We start from the raw sequence: 16,469 nt of genomic DNA, 5'->3' as shown, positions 1-16,469 counted from the left end.
TTAATGCCTAAAGTGCCGAGTGCTCGTAAACACCATCGAAATACCATGCTCATTGGCCGCCTCAATCACTTCAGGATCGCGCATGCTACCCCCAGGTTGAATCACGCTAGTTGCACCGGCAGCGACAACCACGTCGAGTCCATCGCGAAATGGAAAGAAGGCATCGCTCGCAACAGCCGACCCTTTTAAACTTAGGCCAGCATGTTCAGCCTTTATGCTTGCAATTCGAGCGGAGTCAATACGACTCATTTGTCCAGCTCCAATCCCCAAGGTCATGCCATTGGCGCAATACACAATCGCATTAGACTTTACAAATTTGGCGACTCGCCAGGCAAACATCAGATCTGCTAATTCAGCGGGAGTCGGCTGGCGTTTTGTAACCACTTGTAATTCTTGGGGGAGCACATTTTTTGAATCACTCGATTGCACTAAAAGCCCACCACCAACACGTTTAAAGTCAAATTGATTTAACGGATTGGCTCCCTCATTAGGAAGCGGAATTTCAAGCAACCGTACATTTTGCTTGGAAGAAAAAATTGCTTTAGCAGACTCCGTAAATGATGGTGCGATGAGAACTTCAACAAATTGCTTTGCAATTGCTAAGGCACAGGCTTCATCACAAGGTCGATTGAGTGCGATGATTCCTCCAAAAGCAGAAGTTGGATCAGTCTGTAACGCTTTTAAATAAGCCTTTTCTGCGGTATCTGCTAACGCTACACCGCAGGGGTTTGCATGTTTGATAATGACACACGCCGCTTGATCACGGCTAATGGATTTGACGCATTCCCAAGCGGCGTCGGAGTCGGCAATATTGTTAAAGGATAGTTCCTTGCCTTGAAGCTGTTGGTAATGGGCTAGGCTTCCGGTTGGCGCTACAAGGTCTTTGTAAAACGCAGCTGATTGGTGGGGGTTCTCACCGTAGCGCATTTCTTGAACACGCTCAAAAGCGATATGCAGGGTCTGCGGATAGGGGTGGCGCTTGCGATGATCTTGGGTATCGTCTAAAGAACTTAAGTAGTTCGCAATCGCTCCATCGTATTGGGCGGTATGGGCAAAGACTTTTTTCGCAAGCATTAAGTTGGTTGCAAACGAAACCGTATTCTGATTACGACGCATTTCTTCTAAAACAGGCTCGTAATCAGCTGGCGAAATGAGGACGGTGACATCCTGATGATTCTTGGCGGCTGCTCGCAGCATAGCAGGTCCGCCAATATCAATGTTTTCAATTGCTTCATCAAAGCTACAGTGAGCTTGACTAATCGTTTGGGTAAACGGATACAGATTAATTACCAATAAATCAATCGTCTCAATGCCATGCTCGGCAATAGAGTCCATATGTTCTTTAGAATCGCGTCGTGCTAGTAAACCACCATGAACTTTTGGGTGCAAGGTTTTGACTCGCCCATCTAACATTTCAGGAAAGTTGGTAAGACTTGCAACCTCGGTTACTGGTAACCCTTCTTGGGCTAAAAGTTTTGCGGTACCCCCAGTAGAGATCAGTTTTATACCTAGGGTATGGAGTGCTTGGGCAAGCTGAACAATACCGGTTTTATCGGATACGGAGAGAAGGGCTGTACGAATCATAGTTAGATTAAGCGGTGCTCGACTAGTTTTTTACGCAAGGTGTTGCGATTAATTCCTAAATACGAAGCGGCTAGGGATTGGTTTTGTTTGGCATGCGCCATCACCAGCTCTAACATTGGTTTTTCAACCACACTAAGTACCATTTGATAAATGTCATTGGGCGGGGTACCTTTGAGGTCATCAAGATAGCGCTGCAGATTGATTTCAATGCACTCCGTAACGGGATGTTTATTACTTTTCATGGAGGTAATTTAGGCTGCTTCTAAAAATAAAAGATGATCCGAATGGAGCTTCATCTCATCAAAATAATCATTAACAAGTTGTAGTTGCGTTTTGCAATCTTCGGCGCTGTTCATGAGATGCCGAAACGCATGCGAGTTGCGTAAGCCCTTGCAGTACCAGGCAATATGTTTACGGGCGGTTCGTAGACCTGTGTATTCGCCATAAAAGGCGTAATGATCTAGTAAGTGCTCATTGAGGATTGCCTGAATTTCATGAACGCGCGGTGCCGGTAGGATTTCACCACTTGTTAAATAGTGATTAATTTCCCGAAAAATCCAGGGTCTACCTTGCGCTGCTCGTCCAATCATGAGCGCATCTGCCCCAGTGATGCTCAAAACCTGCTTGGCTTTTTCGGGACTGTCGATATCACCATTAGCAACTACTGGAATGCCAATACGGCTCTTCACCGCCGCAATCGTTTCGTATTCAGCATCACCATGGTACAAATCCGCTCTGGTTCGCCCATGAATCGTTAGCATAGAAATTCCAGCCTCCTGCGCAATTTTTGCGATTTCTAGCGCGTTTTTATGCTCACTGTCCCAGCCAGTTCTAATTTTGAGAGTTACTGGGACAGCATCAGGCCCAATTCCAACAGCTTGAACCACAGACTCCACAATTTGCTGTACTAAAGGTTGATCCTTTAGGAGGGCAGAACCCGCGGCGACATTGCATACTTTTTTGGCAGGGCAACCCATATTGATATCGATAATTTGAGCGCCACGATCGACATTTAGGCGAGCGGCTTGCGCCATCATGTTTGGGTCAGCTCCTGCAATTTGTACTGCGATGGGTTTGAACTCGCCAATATGGTTAGCCCGTCTCAAGGTTTTTTCACTATTCCAGAGCATGACATTGGAAGCGATCATTTCGGAGACTGCGTAACCTGCACCTAATTTCTTACATAATTGACGAAAAGGACGATCGGTAACACCGGCCATTGGCGCAACAAAAAGAGCGTTGGCTAGTGAGTAGGGGCCGATTTGCATGCTGAGGGAAATGGATCAGAACTAGAGGCATCACTGTACCACATCCGCTACTCAACTGCTTAATTTTTAGGCAACCTAGCGCCGACCAAACATCATTTGTTTTGCGAGAGCCACTTTTACCGGAGGTAACCAGGCTAGAGCGCCCAGTGCAAGTCCGCGTGAGACCTGAATAGGCAATAAGGGCGAGATGAACACGCGAGCTAAGAAATCGGTAATGCCAATAGTCGCACGTCGATCAACTTGGCGGCTTTTTGCATACTCAAGAAGTTGGGCTTTCACGGCATCAGGCGTAACCGCGTGTGTTTGCTTAAAGAGTTCCGCGAGTTTCTCAGCAAGTAAATAAGCGTCGCGTAAGCCAAGATTCAGGCCTTGGCCCGCTACCGGATGCAAGGTCTGCGCGGCATTGCCAATCCACACCTCATGACCCGTACAAATGTCTTTGCGATAGTTCAATCCCAGATCATAGAGACGCCGATTAGCAATATTAGTAAATCGGCCTAAACGCTGACCAAAACTATGCTCTAGTTCCGCAAGGAACGCATCATCACTCAGAGCCAGTCGGCGTTGACTGGACTCTGGGGAGGCGCACCAGACCAGGTTATGCGTATGAGGGCCTAAATGCGAGGGTAGCAGTGCAAGCGGGCCCTCATTGGTAAAGCGCTCCCACGCTTGATGGGCAATGGGATTTTCAACATCGACGGTTCCCACCAGAGCAGCTTGACGGTAATCGCGGCCAGACTCAACCCAATCTTGTTGCTTAAATAATCCGCCCTCGGCATGTACGATGCAGGCAGCTGGTGGCGTACTGAAGCTTTCATCCGCGTTGTGATGCCATACAAAATTAGGTGAATGGGCCCCCAGAGCTCGCAGCGCGTTTCTAAGGGTTAGATGAATGTCACGATAGCGACTAATATGACCTAGGGCACCCTGCCCCAGTTCTTCGCGCGTCATGAGAGCTCGACCAAATCGACCTGATTGAGAGACGTGAATTCGATGAATCGCTGGACAATTAGAAGGCCATGCGTTAATCGTATCGAGTAGTAATTTACTACCATGCGATAGGGCAATACCACGTTGATCGCCTGATTGAATTTGCTCATCACCCTCTGGGTTGCGATCAATCAACAGAAGGCTAATCTGCGGGTTTTTCTGTAAAAGCCACGCTGCGCAAGCGAGACCCACAGGACCTCCGCCTTGAATCACTACTGCAAAGGATGACTTCATGGGTTCACTCATCAAGACCGGATGATGGACTCAATTTCAAGTGGATCAACCGGGACACCACGGGAGATGAGTTCACAACCATTCGCAGTGACTAGGGCGTCATCCTCAATCCGAATTCCAATATTCCAAAAGGCCTCAGAAATATCCTCCGCAGGACGAATGTAAAGACCAGGTTCAATGGTGAGCACCATATTTTCTTGAAGAGTGCGCCAAGGTCTTTCGGTACCTGGTTGAGTAACAGCATCTAGTTCTCGATACGATCCAACGTCATGGACATCCATTCCTAACCAATGGCTGGTGCGGTGCATGTAAAAGCGCTTATAAGCTCCCGTTTCAATCGCTTGATCGAGCGAGCCTACTTCATCGATTCGGATTAACTTTTCATCGATCAAGCCCTGAGTCAGTACTCGAACCGCTGCTTGGTGTGGATCGATAAATGAATGACCAGGGCGAGTCGCGTCAACCGCTGCTTGTTGGGCTGCGAGCGTGATGTCATAGAGCGCACGTTGAGCACTACTAAATCGTCCATTAACTGGAAAGGTTCTGGTGATATCCGAGGCGTAGCCATGAAGCTCACACCCGGCATCAATTAGACATAAATCACCATCGAAGAGTTCAGCAGATCCTGCGCGGTGATGCAGAACGCAGGCATTCGCACCGGCGGCCACAATGCTGTTGTAAGCGACACTTTCTGCCCCATGGTAACGAAACTCATAGAGCAGCTCAGCTTCCAATTGATATTCACGTTTACCGGGCTTGCAAGAACGCATGGCACGAATATGGGCTTGTGCAGATATCGCCGCCGCATGCCGCATGATCTCAATTTCTTCAGGATCTTTGAATAAACGCATTTCATGGATGACGGATTCAATGTCATGAAACACCTCGGGGGCATTCACACCCGTGCGGGCCCGCTGACGGACCGTATTCATCCAATGGCGTAAAGAAGCATCGTTTTCAGAGGCAGCAGCGAGTTTGACATATACCGAATCTTGATCTGCTAAGAAGTCGGGAAGTTTTTGGTCTAACTCTGAATTTGGGTAGGCAGCATTCATCAGCAAAAGAGCAGGTGCCTCTTGAGGGCCCAAGCGGTATCCATCCCAAATCTCGCGTTCGAGATCTTTGGGCCGACAAAAGAGGTGAGTCTCATAGCTCGACTTTGAAACAAGCATCACTAAGGTAGCCGCAGGCTCCTCAAAACCAGTGAGGTAATAGAAGTCGCTGTCATGCCGATAGGGAAAGTCGCTATCCCGATTGCGAACTTTTTCCGGAGCCGTCCCCAGTATGACAACGCCACCCCCCGTTTTGGCCTGGATCATCGAAGCCAGGCGATCGCGGCGCTTATGGCAGGCGCTAATCAATGAATGTTGCAGGTTGGGACGATTCATTTTTAAGTTCTTAGGATCGATTTAGTTCGACAAGGCGTTCGGGACTACCTACATCCTGCCACGAACCCAAATATTTTTCACCGGAGATTTGATTATTGAGCATTGCCCTGCGTAAGATGGGGGCTAATTTAGCACTTTCCCCCCGAATTAAGCCATCAAACAAGCGGCGATGGTAAATGCCAATCCCTGAAAAAGTAAGTTTTAGACAATGAGCGTTCGGATTCTCTTCTCCGCGCACGATGCTGCCATCGAGATAAAAGTCGCCGGTGGGGTGATGCGGTGGATTGGGTACCAAAATCAGATGAGCTAAAAACTGCTCTTGAGTACGGAGTTGTTCGCCACGTTTAATCAATTCTGAGACTGGAAAATTAGGACAAAAGATATCCCCATTCATTACTAGAAAGAAATCATTCGGATTAAGAATGGGCAGCGCCTGGCAGATTCCCCCGGCTGTCTCCAAGGCGCTTACCTCCGGAGAGTACTGAATGGATAAGCCATAGTCACGACCATTACCAAACGCTGCCTCGATCTGATTACCAAGCCAGGCGTGATTAATTACGACATTTTGAATACCAGCCTGCTGGAGCGATTCCAAATGCCAACCTAGTAATGACTTGCCCTTCACCTTTAATAGTGGTTTCGGTGTATGGTCGCTTAATGGCCGCATGCGTTCCCCACGACCGGCCGCTAATAGAAGACAAGGAAGATGCTGTGCAGTCATCGATAGTGAACAGTTTATGACGATTGCCTTTGTGCTTGATCCAAAATTCGCAATAGTGGCTTAAAGCAGCTGTAACGACTCGCAACCGCACGCGTGTATTTGAGAACTAAGGGAATGTCATTTAAGTAATTTGCTTTGCCGTCTCGGTGGTACAAGCGTGCAAAGATACCTAAGACTTTTAAGTGTCGCTGCAGACCCATCCATTCAAAATCACGATAGAAATCTGCAAAATCAGGAGGAACGTTCAAACCTGCAGCGCGTGCCATTTCCCAATACTCAATTAAAAAATCAAGCACCTCCTCCTCTGTCCATTCAATGTATGCATCGCGTAACAAAGAAACGATGTCATACGTGATTGGGCCATACAAAGCGTCTTGAAAATCTAAAACCCCAGGATTATTTAATGAGCAATGCATAAGATTGCGCGAATGAAAATCACGGTGAACATACACTTGCGTTTGTGAAAGATTATTTCCTTTAATCAACTGAAAGATTGTGTGTAGTTGATTACTTTCTTCATCACTTAGCGTGTATTGAAGATGGCGTTTCAGATACCATGCATCAAATAGATCTAGCTCGCGCTGGAGGGTTGCATCATCATAGGGGGGTAACACTCCCTCACGACTCGCGCTTTGCATTTGAATTAGTGCTTGGCTAGCGTCTCGATAAAGTACTTTTGCATTACTGGGGGATAAGACGCTCAGGTAGGTTTTGTTTCCAAGATCGCTAAGCAGTAGGAACCCTTTTTCTTCGTCTTTCTCAAGAACAAGGGGCACATGAAGTCCAGCTTCTTTTATGAGATTAGCGACCTGAATAAAGGGTAATACTGTCTCCTTATCCGGTGGGGCATCCATCACAATGAGGCTGGGGTATTGTGGGTGGGAGCTGGAAATTCGGAAGTAACGTCGAAAGCTGGCATCTGCAGAAGCGGGAGCCAAACTAGCGGGCTGAAGCCCCCAGCGGCTTTTTAGGCTATCAAGCCATTGATTCATTTGAATTAAGCGATTGTCAGGCATGATCGATTCGTATAATAAGGCTGTCTGGATCCATGAGTCATTATCGCCTTCGCGCCGGCATCAGCGCCTATCTTGCAACCTTAAAGACCCCGTACGTGATCCTGGGCAGGGGTCTATTACTCGGCCTTTTGTTGCTAGCCATGCCATTGAAGGCGCAAAACTTAGGCCCAGTTGTTAATACCATTTCACCATTACTGCCATCACCACAACAAAATCAGACACAGCAGGAATTACAAAAGCAAGCACCCGTTCCGATTGGTGAGCCACCGCGACCACTTCCGGTCGGATCATTACCTCCATCAATCTTAGTTCCTAGTCGTGCCGAAGTAACGGTTCTAAAGTTAGACGACCAATTACGAGTAGGCAAACCAATTCCAGACAGTGAAGCATTGACTTTCTCATTCAGTGATGAAATCGATGGAGTAGTTGATCGTCAAATGAACTTGAAGGGGCGCGCTCAAATTCGGCGTAACGACACTGTTATTAAAGCCGATGAAATTAATTATGACCCCGATACGGATATTGCCAATTTAATTGGTAATGTTGAATTAATTAAGGGAACCACTCAATTCTCAGGACCTCGTGCTCGCTTTAAGGTCGATGCACGCGAAGGCGAGATGGATAAACCGAAGTACGAGCTTCGAGATGTGCGTGGCCGAGGACAAGCTAACCGATTAACCATCGAGACAGCCGACGTCTTTGTATTTGATAAAGCAACCTATACCACTTGCAGCCCAGAAAACTTGGATTGGTATTTCACAGCTAGTCAAATTGAAGTCGATCAAGAACAAAAGCAGATGACGGGTCGCAATGGGGTGATGCGGTTTTTTGATGTACCAATTGCATACGCACCTTACTTTAGTCTACCCACTTCTAATCAACGTCGTTCGGGATTGTTGGCACCCGTGGCTGGCTATAACTCAAATAATGGTTTAGATATTGCGCAGCCGTACTACGTCAATATTGCACCGAATCGTGATTTGACGATTACACCCCGGTTTATGAACCACCGCGGTACATTACTTGGCGGTGATTTTCGTTACATCGATCCAAAGTACTCAGGAACGCTAAGTGGGCAGTTCATGAACTACGACAAAATTTTAGGACGTGATCGTTGGAAGTACGATTGGCAACAGCGTCAAATGTTGGGCCGAGCATGGAATGGTTACGCCAATGTCAGTAAGGTATCGGATAGTCTCTACCCAATCGATTTTTCGTATGGCATTGGTGGGGCTGTTACGAATCAGTTTCGGCAAGAGGTGGGCACAAATTATGGCGGCATCAAAAACTGGAATTTCACAGCACGTGCACTGACCTTTCAGACCTTGCAGCCAGATCCAACCTCACCTGTTACATCCCCATACAATGTCTTGCCTCAAGTCACTGCAAATTATCGCAACCAGCGTAATCTGACTAGCCCCGGTTCATTTGCAGGGGGATTTAATCGAACCCCTGACATTACCTTTGGGGCTGACTTCACTCGCTTTTCATACAACACGAATAATTTATATGCACCCGCATCCGGAATGCCTCAGGGGGGATCATTTAGTCAAGCCGATCGAACCGTGATTCGAGGCAGCATCGCCATGCCACAAATTACCCCCGGATATTATTTAAAGCCAAAACTTAGTTTTCAAGCGAACCAATATTCTGGGATCCTAACAAACAGTCCTTCAACCTCCATCAATCAATCCCTTAATCAGCCAATTCAAGGCTTCGCTTTACCAACCCTTAGCTTGGATTCAGGTTTGGCATTTGAGCGTGATGCAACCGAAATGAAAGGCTTTTTTGGACGCGACATGATTGTGACCATGGAGCCGCGGGCCTTTTATGTGTACACGCCATTTCAAAGTCAGGCACAGACCCCGCTCTTTGATACTGCAGATGCTGGCTTTGGTATTACTCAAATATTTAGTGAGAACACTTTTGTGGGTAATGACCGGGTCGCAGACAATAACAAACTAACGATGGGCTTGACTAGCCGTGTTTTAGAAACGAATACGGGTGCAGAGCGTGCCACAGTGACCCTAGCGCAGCGCCAGGATTTCACTGGTCAACGAGTTGGTCTAAACGGTACGATCCAAAATCCAACCCGATACTCAGACACCTTGGGAGCGAGTACGATTCGACTGTTAGGGAACTTCAACGTCGATTTGTTTGGGCAGTACAACACCCAACTCAATCGCTTTGTGCAAAGCAGTGTGGGCGCTGGATGGCGACCAACCCCGGGACGTAGCCTTAATTTTGCGTATCGTAATGTTTGGAATCCACCAACCGATGGTACAAACTCGGGGGTCACTCAGACCGACCAATACAATGCATTTGGCGAGTGGCCGGTATTCAAAAAATATCGCTTGTTAGGTCGTTGGGGATACGATGCCTTAACAGCAAAGACCTTAAACACATTGGTGGGATTGCAGTATGACGAAGACTGTTGGACCGCACGCTTTGCGTACTCTCAAGCCCGTAACACCTCCCAGATCACCACTACCCAAGTCCTTTTTCAATTAGAATTTAGAGGCTTTGCGAGCGTTGGAAATAACCCAGTTGATGTGATGCGCTTAAACGTACCTGGATACCAGCCAATCGCTAAACCTTTGCCACCTTCGCCCTACGAAAATTATCAATAATGATTTTGTCTTGTGATTCATCCCATAAGTTCAGCATGCCCAGTTATTTAATGGCGTTTGGGTTTTTAGGGCTGTTATTTAGTCAGTCTTTGGGCGCACAAAGCAATCCCTCTGGCAATGAACCGAAGATCATCAATATTGATGGAGTCGTAGCCGTTGTTAATACTGGGGTTGTGACGCGCAAAGAGATTGATGATCGAATTACTTCGATTCAAAAGCAAGCACCAGCTGGCGGAAAAAAACTACCAGAGGGTGACGAGTTACGTAAGCAAGTGCTGGAAAACTTGATCTTAGAGAAAATTCAAATTCAGGAAGCGGAGCAAACTGGTTTAGCTGTAAATGAAAAAGAGCTCAATAAGATTATTGAAGATATTGCAACCCGAAATAAGTTAACTTTCTCTGAGTTTCGCGATACGGTGACGAAGTCGGGGATGAGTTTTCAGCGCTACCGGGAACTGCTTCGTGAAGATGTTCTTAAAGCCCGTTTACGGGAGCGAGAGGTTGACTCACAAATAAAGATCTCGGATGCAGAAATCGATAACTTTATTATTGAGCAGATGCAGCGTCGCGGATCAGAGCCTACTGCAACAGGGTCAGGTCCTGAGGAAATTGCGGTTGCTCAAATCTTTGTTCCTGTCGAAGAGGGTGCAGGTCCGAGCGCTCAGGCTGATGCCAGAAAACGCGCTGAGGCCCTATTAAAAGAGGCGCGTGGCGACGCTGATTTTATGCAATTGGGCGCACAAGCCAATAAAGAAAATTCTCGCATTAAGTTTCAGGATCTTGGCTATCGAACCCAAGATCGTTTACCTCAAATTTTTGTTGAGGCAGTTCGTAATCTTGGCCCTGGGCAAGTGGCGCCATCGGTAGTGCGAAGCCCGGCCGGCTTTCATGTACTGAAGGTAATGGATCGACGCGCTGGTGGTTCAGGCGCACGCGCCGCAACCAGCAATACCAATCCTGCGGATCTCACTCCGCAAAATATGATTGTTACCCAAACACTAGCGCGACATATCTTGATTCGTCAGCGTCAAGGATTGCAGGACGCGGATGTGGAGCGACGCCTTCAAGGTTATCGCGATCAAATTCGGGCTAAGACCGCTGATTTTGAGTCATTGGCAAAGAAGTTCTCGGAAGATGGCTCGGCCCCGAACGGTGGCTTATTGGGTTGGATGGGTCCTGGTGAGTTGGTCCCCCCATTTGAGATTGCCATGAATCGCTTACAAATTGGTGAAGTGAGTGATCCGGTCAAGACTGAATTTGGTTGGCATTTAATTCAAGTGTTGGAGCGACGCGATGCGCAATTAACGGTTGAGAAGCAGCGCGAGTTTGCGCGAGCTGCGATTCGAGAGCGTAAGTTCGAGCAAGCCTATCAAGACTGGTTACGCCAATTGCGCGATACGGCGACTGTCAAGATTTTGAATCTGGATGAGCAAGTTCGTTAAGCTCGCACTTAGTACTGGAGAGCCTGCAGGTATTGGCCCCGAAGTTTCACTAGTGGCTGCCAAAGCCTTTGTCGCAGCGCACTCGGATGTGGAAATTAGCCTATTTGGCGATCAGCAGCTATTTGCACATGAGGCATTGCCGCCCCAAATCCAAATTTCGCATACACCTTTAAAAAATCCACCGCAATTTGGTGTTCTGGATTCAGCCAATGCACAGTACGTACTTTCAGTTATTCGAGCAGCTAGCGAGTCATGTCGAGTTGGCCAGCATCATGCATTAATTACGGCACCGGTCCAAAAAAGTATCTTAGACACACCGCAATCGCCATTTACTGGGCATACCGAGTTCTTAGCTGATTTCGATCAACGGCGCCAAGTTGTCATGATGCTCTGTGGCGAAATCCCCCAGGCCCTCACTGGCAAAGGGCAGGCTATTGCCTTGCGCGTCGCTCTTGCGACCACGCACTTACCCATTACCCAAGTTGCTGATGCCATCCAGTTCGAGTCGTTATTGAGCACCCTTAAAATCATGCAGCACGATTTACAGGTGCGCTTTGGTATTTCAAAGCCACGTATTGCGGTGACCGGCTTAAATCCCCATGCCGGGGAGGATGGTCATCTTGGTCGCGAGGAGCTTGAAGTAATTATTCCTGTGATTGAGGCTGCTAAACGTGAAGGAATTCTGGCTTCTGGACCCTATCCAGCCGATACCTTATTTCATGCTGATCGCTTGCATTCTTTTGATGCAGTCTTAGCGATGTACCATGACCAAGGTCTAGCCCCATTTAAGTTTGCTAGCTTTACAGAGGGGGTGAATGTCACCCTGGGTCTATCTTATATCCGAACATCCGTTGATCATGGCACGGCCTTAGATATCGCCGGACAGGGTAGGGCAGATTGGCGCAGTATGTTTGCCGCTTTAAGACTCGCCAGGGAGTTGGCTCTCACGAAATTGAATCACGATGCATCGAGCTCGTAAGCGCTTTGGTCAGAACTTCCTGATGGATCAGGGAGTGATTACTGCGATTGTGAATGCCTTAAATCCAACGCCCGGCATGCACGTTCTGGAAATTGGTCCAGGATTGGGCGCCTTAACCCGACCTTTACTTGAGCGCCTTGAAAAGCTTGAAGTTCTTGAGATTGATCGCGACATTGTTCATACATGGCAAGAGGCAAAACAGCGAAAGGGACTGGACGGACTCCTTATTCATGAGGGGGATGCCCTTCAATTTGATTTTACGAACTGGGCGAAGCAAGCCAAGTTAACGAAAGAGCGATGTGCCTTGATTGGTAACCTGCCATATAACATCTCATCGCCTTTACTATTTCATCTGATTGCAGCTGCGCTATGGGTCGATGAACAAATCTTTATGTTGCAGGCTGAAGTGGTTGAGCGGATCGCTGCACCAGCGGGTGATTCGGAGTACAGCCGCTTATCGGTCATGTTGCAAGCAAGGTACCACGTGGATTACTTAATGGATGTACCACCGACTGCGTTTGAGCCACAACCCAAAGTAGATTCTGCAGTGATTCGGATGATTCCTAAAGTCGATTTTTCTTTAACATCAGCGCAATGGGATGCGCTCAGTCAGGTTGTGGCCATGGCTTTTTCGCAGCGCCGAAAAATGCTACGCAGTAATTTACAGAGTATTTCTGAACAATTAAATCTGACCGATACGGAACTAAAAGCACGCGCCCAAGATATTTCGGTGGAGCGTTATATTGAGTGGGCCTTGATGCTGTCAGGAAAATGATTATTTGGCTTGATAAGCCACTGGGTCAATTCGCCGCATTTCACCTTCGACCCAGGTTTCTACAGCCTCGTGTAATTGATCCCCAGATTTACCTTGTGAAGGAATCGAGGGACCAATTGAGACTGTAATGAGTCCAGGGTACTTCAAAAAGCTATTTCGTGGCCAGAAGCGCCCGGCATTATGTGCGACCGGTAATACGGTTGCACCCGTGAGTCCAGCTAAGCGGGCCCCACCTTTGCGATAGGGCTTATGGGACCCAACGGGCGTACGGGTACCCTCTGGAAACAAAATCATCCACTTACCAGCCTTTAAGCGTTCTTTACCTTGATTAGCAACCGATATTGCAGAGCCACCTGCATCAGAGCGATTGATATGAATCATGTTCAGTAAACCAATTACCCAACCAAAAAATGGAATCCAAAGTAGTTCGCGTTTAAAAACATAGCAAAGATCTTTAGGAAAGATCTGTAAAAACGCAATGGTTTCCCACGCCGATTGGTGCTTACTGAGAATTACGACAGGCTGATCAATTACTGCTTGAATATTTTCTTTTCCTAGAACTTCAAACCGAAGCCCACAAAAGAATTGCAGGAAAAAAATAATACTTCGACCCCAGAACTGAATGATGCGATAGCGGGTGTGTTCGTTTATAAATGGAAAAATAATTAAGCAAAAAACCGCATAAAACGGCGTGTAAGATATTAGACTAATAAAAAAAAGAAGAGAGCGCAGCCAAATCATGGGTGAGCTAGGATCGATTGTGCAAAACCCATTAAATCCGCATGGATCTGGGTATTAGGAGGTAACTCAGCTTTTTTAACGCCCTGACCTTTTCCTGTTAAGACCAAGTGCGGACTTGCACCAAGAGCTGTCCCAGCCAGTAGGTCACGTAATGAATCACCCACGATTGGAACATGGGTTAATGGCAACGCAGAGTCTACGGGGCTTTTTATATAACGGCTTACAATTTGGTGCATTAATCCGGGTTTAGGCTTACGACAGTCGCATTGATCGGCATCGGTATGAGGACAAAAGAAAATGCTATCAATTCTGCCGCTCAGTGGTTTGAGCAAATCCATCATTTTTTGATGCATCGCATGCAATTCACTTAAGGTGTAATAGCCGCGTGCAATACCCGATTGGTTGGTGGCAATGGTTAGCGTATAGCCTGCCTGAGAAAGTAATGCAATCGCCTCTAGGCTATTCGGTATTGGGATCCACTCCTCGCATGATTTGACATAATCATCACGATCTTGATTAATCACTCCATCGCGATCCAAAATAATGAGCTTATCGACTCTGACTGTCATGCAAGCTTGCCAATATCGGCGACTAAATTCATTTGTTGGTGGAGACGTTGGAGCAGGGCAAGACGATTATTGCGAAGCCCGATGTTCTCATCCATCACCATGACATCCGCAAAGAATTGATCAATTGGTTCACTAAGCGCAACAAGATCTTGCAGTAAATTAAAAAACTGTTGGGCTTGGAGCTGTTGATCAAGGCGCGGCTGCAGTTCTGTAAGAGCGGCATATAAATTCTGTTCTGCTGCAATAGAGAGCAAACTCGGGTTGATATCCGTATTTGGTTTACCTTCCACTTTTTTCAGAATATTGCTAATTCGCTTATTGGCGCTGGCAAGCGAATTTGCTTGGGGCAGCTGATTAAAGGCTCGAATTGCCAACAAGCGTGCAATCAGATCGTTGATTCTATCTGGATGGGTGCTTAGTACCGCATCAATCTCTGCGGAACTAAAGGCAGCTCCCTCAATCACTTGATCTTTTAAGTATGCTTTTAATCGATCCAGAATAAACTGAAAGATAACCTCTTCATCAATCTCAACCTTCAAAGCCAGATTTGAAAATTGCTGCTTCGCAAGCCCAATTAGTTGCATCAGATTGAGCGGTAGATTCTTCTCCAATAGTAGACGGCAAAATCCCAAGGCATGGCGACGCAGTGCATAGGGGTCCTTATCGCCAGTGGGAGCAAGACCGACACCCCAAATCCCAATAATGGTTTCTAACTTATCGGCGATCGCCAATACGGTTCCCACAGAGGTTTGCGGTAGGGAATCCCCAGCAAATCGGGGGAGGTAGTGTTCGTAACACGCGGCAGCAACATCCGGTGCTTCATGATTCGCTAAGGCGTAGTAACGGCCCATGACCCCTTGTAGTTCGGGGAACTCGCCAACCATCTCCGTTAATAGATCAGCTTTAGCGAGTTGTGCGGCACGGTCAACCTCCTGAAGCTTAAGCTGCGATCCAGCTTGATTTAGGCTGCTAGCAATTTCATTGGCCAATGCTCGGACTCGCTCTGAGCGTTGCAGTTGATTTCCTAATTGATTGTGATAAACCACCTTGGCTAAATCAGGAATGCGCGATTCCAAAGTACGTTTCTGATCTTGAAGATAAAAGAAGCGAGCATCCGCCAAACGGGGGCGAATAACGCGCTCATTCCCGGAAATAATTGACTCTGGTTGATCCGTTTGGATGTTTGAGACGATGAGGAAACGATTGCTTAGCTTGCCGTCTTGATTAGTTAAGGCAAAGTATTTCTGATTGGTTTGCATTGTCAAAATTAAGCATTCCTGAGGAACTTCCAAAAACTCAGGATCAAACTCGCAGCTGTAGATTGCCGGATACTCCACCAAGGCGGTGACCTCATCCAAAAGAGCATCTGGCATTAGGACCCGCAAGCCCTTGGCAGCCTTTTGCAACTCAGATTCAATGTAAGCGCGTCGTTTAGTAAATGACGGAATTACTTTTGCAGCCTCCAGTTGGGGTTCGTACTGCTGCGCGTCACGAATAGTCATCATCCCGGAAGATAAAAAACGATGGCCTTCAGTTTGATTGTTTGCATCAATCCCCAAAGCATGGATTGCAAGTGTCTTTGATCCGTGAAGAGCAATAATGCGGTGTACGGGTCTAGCAAATTGAACCTCTTCAATCGCTCCAGACGGTACTGTGATTTGATAATGCATCATTTTTGCGATTGGTAAATGATCAATGGCAGTAATCAAAGCCTGTTGTAAGGCCGATTCAAGGCGTGCACCTGTAGCAATCGTATTTAAGTAGAGCGCCTCATTTTTACCTTCACCGCTACGTTCCAATTGATCGAGCGGGGTATCAGGGTAACCCAAGCTCACTAACTTTTTGGTAAGCGCCTGACTGGGTTTACCTTGTGCATCAAAAGCAATGGAAAGTGGTAAGAGTTTCTCGCGCACCGGATAATCGGGCGCTTGATCTAAAACATCGCTAATCAGCACTGCTAAACGTCTTGGGCTGGCAAATGACTGATAAGTGCTACTGGCGCTTAGTAACTGGGCTTTATTTAAACTTTCATAAATTGATTGCGAAAGGGATTCGCCCAACCGTTTGAGTGATTTTGGTGGGAGTTCTTCGGTAAATAATTCGAGCAGTAAGGGAGGGTGTTTCATATGAAG

Annotated in this window: 14 protein-coding genes; 4 read left to right on the top strand and 10 right to left on the bottom strand. The window is 47.1% G+C overall.

Annotated elements, in window-relative coordinates:
• The 7 genes from purH to ICV32_RS09065 form a co-directional block, all read right to left on the bottom strand.
• Positions 1-1,584 (bottom strand): bifunctional phosphoribosylaminoimidazolecarboxamide formyltransferase/IMP cyclohydrolase, encoded by a 1,584-nt coding sequence (purH, locus tag ICV32_RS09095; protein WP_215370286.1) that lies wholly within the window; start codon positions 1,582-1,584, stop codon positions 1-3.
• 2 nt (positions 1,585-1,586) lie between these two features.
• Positions 1,587-1,826 carry a helix-turn-helix domain-containing protein gene (locus ICV32_RS09090; RefSeq protein ID WP_215370283.1) on the bottom strand — a complete coding sequence of 80 codons (240 nt, stop codon included), beginning with the start codon at positions 1,824-1,826 and terminating at the stop codon, positions 1,587-1,589.
• Positions 1,827-1,835: 9 nt separating this feature from the next.
• A complete protein-coding gene (gene dusB / locus ICV32_RS09085) occupies positions 1,836-2,852 on the bottom strand; it encodes a tRNA dihydrouridine synthase DusB (RefSeq protein ID WP_215370280.1) in 1,017 nt (338 codons plus the stop codon).
• A gap of 75 nt (positions 2,853-2,927) precedes the next feature.
• Complete coding sequence (locus ICV32_RS09080; RefSeq protein ID WP_215370277.1) at positions 2,928-4,076, bottom strand: FAD-dependent monooxygenase; 1,149 nt, start codon at positions 4,074-4,076, stop codon at positions 2,928-2,930.
• Between the two features lie 11 nt (positions 4,077-4,087).
• The gene (locus ICV32_RS09075) at positions 4,088-5,464 is read right to left on the bottom strand and encodes an aminopeptidase P N-terminal domain-containing protein (RefSeq protein ID WP_215370274.1); all 1,377 of its coding nucleotides are present in this window, start codon (positions 5,462-5,464) and stop codon (positions 4,088-4,090) included.
• Between the two features lie 10 nt (positions 5,465-5,474).
• Entirely contained in the window at positions 5,475-6,185 is a 711-nt protein-coding gene (gene murU, locus ICV32_RS09070) for an N-acetylmuramate alpha-1-phosphate uridylyltransferase MurU (protein WP_215370271.1), read from the bottom strand.
• A 14-nt stretch (positions 6,186-6,199) separates the two neighbouring features.
• Positions 6,200-7,201: an aminoglycoside phosphotransferase family protein gene (locus ICV32_RS09065; RefSeq protein ID WP_215370268.1), complete on the bottom strand. Its 1,002-nt coding sequence runs from the start codon at positions 7,199-7,201 to the stop codon at positions 6,200-6,202.
• 32 nt (positions 7,202-7,233) lie between these two features.
• On the opposite strand from ICV32_RS09065, the gene ICV32_RS09060 reads away from it, so the two are divergent.
• From ICV32_RS09060 to rsmA, 4 genes are read left to right on the top strand one after another with little or no spacing between them, the layout of a single operon-like run.
• Complete coding sequence (locus tag ICV32_RS09060; RefSeq protein WP_215370265.1) at positions 7,234-9,831, top strand: LPS-assembly protein LptD; 2,598 nt, start codon at positions 7,234-7,236, stop codon at positions 9,829-9,831.
• A gap of 35 nt (positions 9,832-9,866) precedes the next feature.
• Positions 9,867-11,273, top strand: coding sequence for a peptidylprolyl isomerase (locus ICV32_RS09055; RefSeq protein WP_215370262.1), 1,407 nt, complete (start codon positions 9,867-9,869; stop codon positions 11,271-11,273).
• Positions 11,257-12,252 (top strand): 4-hydroxythreonine-4-phosphate dehydrogenase PdxA, encoded by a 996-nt coding sequence (gene pdxA, locus ICV32_RS09050; RefSeq protein ID WP_215370259.1) that lies wholly within the window; start codon positions 11,257-11,259, stop codon positions 12,250-12,252. Before ICV32_RS09055 ends, pdxA begins: the two co-directional genes overlap by 17 nt.
• Positions 12,236-13,027, top strand: a complete 792-nt coding sequence (gene rsmA / locus ICV32_RS09045; RefSeq protein ID WP_215370256.1) for a 16S rRNA (adenine(1518)-N(6)/adenine(1519)-N(6))-dimethyltransferase RsmA — start codon at positions 12,236-12,238, stop codon at positions 13,025-13,027. Before pdxA ends, rsmA begins: the two co-directional genes overlap by 17 nt.
• On the opposite strand, the gene ICV32_RS09040 is transcribed toward rsmA, so the two are convergent.
• The 3 genes from ICV32_RS09040 to glyS are packed head-to-tail and all read right to left on the bottom strand — an operon-like array spanning position 13,028 to position 16,463.
• Positions 13,028-13,768, bottom strand: a complete 741-nt coding sequence (locus ICV32_RS09040) for a 1-acyl-sn-glycerol-3-phosphate acyltransferase (RefSeq protein ID WP_215370254.1) — start codon at positions 13,766-13,768, stop codon at positions 13,028-13,030.
• Positions 13,765-14,337, bottom strand: a complete 573-nt coding sequence (gmhB, locus tag ICV32_RS09035; RefSeq protein WP_215370251.1) for a D-glycero-beta-D-manno-heptose 1,7-bisphosphate 7-phosphatase — start codon at positions 14,335-14,337, stop codon at positions 13,765-13,767. The genes ICV32_RS09040 and gmhB overlap by 4 nt, the downstream gene beginning before the upstream one ends.
• Positions 14,334-16,463 (bottom strand): glycine--tRNA ligase subunit beta, encoded by a 2,130-nt coding sequence (gene glyS / locus ICV32_RS09030; RefSeq protein ID WP_215370248.1) that lies wholly within the window; start codon positions 16,461-16,463, stop codon positions 14,334-14,336. Before glyS ends, gmhB begins: the two co-directional genes overlap by 4 nt.
• Between the last annotated feature and the right edge of the window lie 6 nt (positions 16,464-16,469).

Origin of the sequence: Polynucleobacter sp. MWH-UH24A (assembly GCF_018687475.1) — a bacterium.
Classification (GTDB): domain Bacteria; phylum Pseudomonadota; class Gammaproteobacteria; order Burkholderiales; family Burkholderiaceae; genus Polynucleobacter.
The sequence above is the reverse complement of the archived record's forward strand: the minus strand, read 5'-3'. Positions and strand labels throughout refer to the sequence as shown.